General features: G+C 66.7%; 1 protein-coding gene. It reads left to right on the top strand.

Features of this window, described 5'->3' with window-relative positions:
- Nucleotides 1-5,288 (top strand): SDR family NAD(P)-dependent oxidoreductase (locus ACZ3H8_RS40555; protein WP_467410366.1); only part of this gene is annotated, 5,288 nt, incomplete at both ends.

Genomic DNA, 5,288 nt, shown 5'->3' on the forward strand with positions numbered 1-5,288 from the left:
CGGGCAAACCCCTGACTGGTCTGCGGTTTTCCCGGCCGCGGCCCGGCAGCACACCGACCTGCCCACCTACGCCTTCCAACACCAGCGCTACTGGCCGGAGACGGCGAACAGCGCTGACGTCGCGACCCGTAGCGAATTCATCGACACCCGGTTCTGGGACGCAGTCCAGACCGAGCATCTCGACGCTTTGGCAGCCGAGTTGGATCTCAACGTCGAGGGACGGCAGGCGTGGAGCGCCGTGCTGCCGACGCTGTCCTCCTGGCGCCGTCGGCGGGAACAGCAATCGATCCTGGACAGCTGGCGCTACCGCATCACATGGAAGCCGGCCGCGGCTTCCACCTCGGCTTCCTTGTCGGGAACGTGGCTCGTAGCGGTACCCGAAGACCATGCCTCGGAGACTTGCGTCACCGAGACCATTCGAGCTCTCACGGACAACGGCGCGCACGCTGTTCCGCTCCTGCTTTCTACGGATGGCCTCGACCGGCGCAGCCTCGTGGCACACCTGGCCGAGGCGGTGGACGACACCAGCGAGATCTCAGGTGTGGTGTCCCTGCTGGCCCTGGATGAGCGGAACACCCACGAGTTCCGGTCCGTACCCAGGGGCTATGCCGCGACGCTGGGACTGGTTCAAGCACTGGGCGACAGCCGGATCAGTGCGCCGTTGTGGGTGCTCACCAGCGGCGCCGTGACCGTGGGCAGCGGGGATCCGCTGAGGAACCCGACCCAGGCACTTGTGTGGGGTCTGGGACGCATCGTTGGCCTGGAGCACTCCGAGCGGTGGGGCGGACTGATCGACCTGCCCGAGACGCTCGATATCGCCTCACGGCAGCAACTTGTCGGGGCGCTTGCGGGACTGGACGGTGAAGACCAGGTCGCGCTGCGTCCGTCGGGCCTGCTTGCGAGGCGACTTGTGCGGGCCCCCCTCGCCGAAACCGCCATGCCCCAGTCGTGGAGCCCGTCCGGCACGGTGCTGGTGACCGGTGGGACCGGCGCCCTTGGTGCTCACACGGCCCGGTGGCTTGCTCGCAACGGGGCAGAGCGGCTCATGCTCGTCAGCCGCCGAGGACCTGCTGCGCCAGGTGCGGCTGAACTGGAAGCCGAACTGAGCGCAATGGGCGTGCAGACGACCGTCGCGGCCTGCGATATCTCGGACCGGGAGGCGCTTGCCGCACTCATCGAGTCCGTACCCGCCGACTGTCCGCTGACCGCCGTCATGCACACGGCGGCGTCGCTGGACGACGGGATCATCGACACTTTGACCGCCGAGCAGGTGGACCACGCTCTCCGCGTCAAGGTCGACGGTACGAGGAACCTGCACGAACTCACACTGCATCTGGATCTCTCGGCCTTCGTCCTGTTCTCCTCTGTCTCGGCTACCTTCGGCGGCCCCGGCCAGGGCAACTACGCGCCTGGCAACGCCTATCTCGATGCCTTCGCGCAGTACCGCCGGGCCAAGGGGCTGCCCACTACGTCGGTCGCATGGGGCCCATGGGGAGGCGGGGGACTGGCCGAAGGTGGCGTCGGGACCCTGGCGCGCAGGCACGGGCTTCCGCAGATGGATCCTGAGCAGGCCGTGTCGGGCCTTCAGCACGTACTCGATCACAACGAGACGTTCGCGGCGGTCGTCGACGTCGAGTGGGAACGCTTCTTCGTCGCCTTCACCGCGACACGTCGATCCCGACTGCTTGAGGAACTCCCCGACGTTCGCCAGATCCTGGCGTCGGGTGCCGGTGGTACTGACTGGCAGAGCGACGTGGACGGTGACAGCCGTTCCGAGTTTGTGCGCGGCATCGCCGACGCGGCTCCCACCGACCGTGAACATCTGCTTCTTGAAACGGTTCGCGCGCAGGTGGCCGCGGTGCTGGGTCACATGTCGCCGGACGCCATTGACGAGGACAAGGCATTCCAGGACCTCGGCTTCGACTCCGTTACCGCCGTGGAGCTGCGTAATCGGTTGAATACGGTGACGGGGTTGGGGTTGCCTGCGACGTTGGTCTTTGACTATCCGACGGCGCGTGGGCTGGCTCGTTTTCTGGCCGGCGAGATCGTGGGTGGGGAGACGGTCGGTGTTCCGGCGGCTTCGGTCCCGGTTGCGGCGGTGTCGGACGAGGATCCGGTCGTGATCGTGGGGATGGGGTGTCGTTTTCCGGGTGGTGTGGGGTCTCCGGAGGAGTTGTGGGGGCTGCTTTCCTCGGGTGGTGATGCGATTTCGGGGTTCCCTGACAGTCGGGGGTGGGATCTGGAGGGGCTGTACGATCCGGACTCTGAGCGTCCGGGGACGTCGTACGCCCGTGAGGGTGGGTTCTTGCACGATGCCGCGGAGTTCGATCCGGGGTTCTTCGGGATTTCGCCGCGTGAGGCCGTCGCGATGGATCCGCAGCAGCGACTGTTGCTCGAAGTGTCCTGGGAGACGCTGGAGCGCGCCGGCATCGATCCTGCATCGCTACGGGGCAGTTCCACGGGCGTCTATATCGGATCCAACAGCCAGGACTACGGAACGTTGGTCTCCCGTGCTGCTGGAGCCGAGGGCTACCTGTCCACCGGTACGACGCCGAGTGTGATGTCGGGCCGTATTTCTTACGTGCTCGGGCTTGAGGGTCCGGCGTTGACGGTGGATACGGCCTGTTCGTCGTCGTTGGTTGCACTGCACCTGGCCGCGCAGGCGCTGCGGCGTGGTGAGTGCTCCCTGGCGCTGGCCGGCGGAGCAACCGTGATGGCGACGCCTGATCTGTTCTTCGAGTTTTCGCGGCAGCGCGGGTTGGCGGTGGATGGCCGGTGCAAGGCGTTCGCGGCGACTGCGGATGGCACGGGCTTCAGTGAGGGTGCTGGTGTGGTGTTGCTGGAGCGGTTGTCGGATGCGGTGCGTCGTGGGCATCGGGTGTTGGCGGTCGTGCGTGGTTCTGCGGTGAATCAGGATGGTGCGTCGAATGGGTTGACGGCGCCGAATGGTCCGTCGCAGGAGCGGGTGATTCGGGATGCGTTGGCGGGTGCGCGGTTGGTGCCTGCGGATGTGGATGTGGTGGAGGCGCATGGCACGGGCACCACGTTGGGTGATCCGATTGAGGCGCAGGCGATTCTTGCCACGTATGGGCGCGACCGGGGGGATGGCGATCCGCTGTTTTTGGGGTCGTTGAAGTCGAATATTGGTCATACGCAGGCGGCTGCGGGTGTGGGTGGTGTGATCAAGATGGTGATGGCTCTGCGTCATGGGGTCATGCCGAAGACGTTGCATGTGGATGAGCCGAGTCCGCATGTGGACTGGTCGGTGGGTGGGGTGGAGTTGCTGACCTCGCAGCGCCAGTGGCCGGTGGTGGAGCGGCCGCGGCGGGCGGGGGTGTCCTCGTTCGGGATCAGCGGCACGAATGCGCACGTGATCCTTGAGCAGGCTCCGGCGGTTGAGGTGTCCGGGCCGCAGTCGCGGGAGTCTGCGGGTCGGGATCTTGCTGTGGTGCCGTGTGTGGTGTCGGGTCGTGATGAGGCGGCGTTGCGTGCGCAGGCTGCGCGTCTGTTGTCGTTCGTGGAGAGCGACGCGGATGTGGACGTGGCTGCTGTGGGCTGGTCGTTGGCGACGACGCGTGCGGTGTTTGAGCGGCGTGGGGTGGTGCTGGCGGGGGATCGGGCGGAGTTGGTGTCGGGGCTTGCGGCTTTGGCGGTGGGTGAGCCGGTGGCGCATGTGGTGGAGGGCACCGCGATAGCGGGCCGGACCGCGTTCGTCTTCCCGGGGCAGGGGGCTCAGCGGCTGGGCATGGGGCGGGAGTTGTACGAGGCCTTCCCGGTGTTCGCGGAGGCGCTGGATGTGGTGGTTGCGGAGTTGGACAAGCATCTGCCTCGTCCGTTGCTGGAGGTGATGTGGGGTGATGACGAGGAGCTGCTGAACCAGACCGTTTTCACCCAGAGCTCGTTGTTCGCTCTCGGGGTGGCTTTGTTCCGCCTGACTGAGGCATGGGGAATCCGGCCGGAGTACCTTGCCGGGCACTCGATCGGCGAGCTGGCAGCCGCACACGTGGCAGACGTGCTCGATCTGCGGGATGCCTGCGCGCTGGTCGCCGCGCGCGGCACGCTGATGCAGGCCCTCCCTGAGGGCGGTGTCATGGCCGCAATTGCCGCTGAACCGTCTTTGGTCGAGGCCGCGTTGGTGTCCGGGGCCGACATCGCTGCGGTCAACGGCCCGACGTCGGTGGTCATTTCCGGCGATCGGGAAGCGGTCGGCTCGGTGATCGAGGACTTCCGGGCCCGCGGCGTGCGCGTCAAGCAGCTGTCGGTGTCGCATGCGTTTCATTCGCACCGCATGGAGCCGATGCTGGCGGAGTTCGGTGACGTGGCGGCGGGCCTCTCCTTTGCGGAGCCGACGATTCCGATCGTGTCGAACGTGACCGGTCGGCTGGTGGACGAGGACTTCCGCTCGGCCGGCTACTGGGTGCGGCATGTCCGTGAGGCGGTTCGGTTCGCCCAAGGCGTCGACTCGTTGATGTCGCTGGGCGTACGCCGGTTTGTTGAGCTGGGACCCGACGGTGTTCTGACAGGCATGGTGGAGCAGGCCGCGGGGTCCGCCGCGGTGCTGGTGCCGTTGCTGCGGAAGGGGCGACCGGAGTCCGTTGCGGTGGCCGCGGCCGTCGGGCACCTGCATGCTTCGGGTGTCTCACCGGACTGGCCCATGGTGTTCGCCGCAGATGTCCGGCCGGTCGATCTGCCGACGTATGCCTTCCAGCACCAGCGCTATTGGGTCGAGGTGCCCCCGGTTGTCGGCGATGCAACAAGCTTCGGACTCGGCACCGCGGAGCATCCGCTGCTGACGGGCGTGCTCGAGGTTCCCGGCGATGGCGGAATCCTGTTCACGAGTCGTCTGTCGTTGGCGACACATGCGTGGCTTGCAGACCACGTAGTGTTCGGTGCGGTGTTGGTGCCGGGTGCGGCGTTGGTGGAGATGGCGATGCTGGCCGGTGACCGGGCGGGGTGCGGCCGGCTTGAAGAGCTGACCTTGAACGCCCCGCTGTTCCTGCCCGAGCGCGGTGCGGTCCATGTGCAGCTCGTCGTCGGTGACGTACAAGAGTCCGGGGCGCGCTCGCTGAACATCTATTCCCGGCCGGACGACGGCGGAGCCGCGGTGGGTGACTGGTCGTGGACCCACCATGCCGCAGCAACGTTGGTTCCCTCTGATCTCGAAGATTCCGCGGCAGCACTCGATGAACTTGCGTGGCCTCCGGCTGGTGCGGTGGCGGTTGATTTGGCTGGTTTGTATGGGCGGTTGGCCGAGTCGGGTTATGAGTATGGGCCGGTGTTCCAGGGTG

The organism is Streptomyces sp. NPDC002868, from assembly GCF_055563295.1.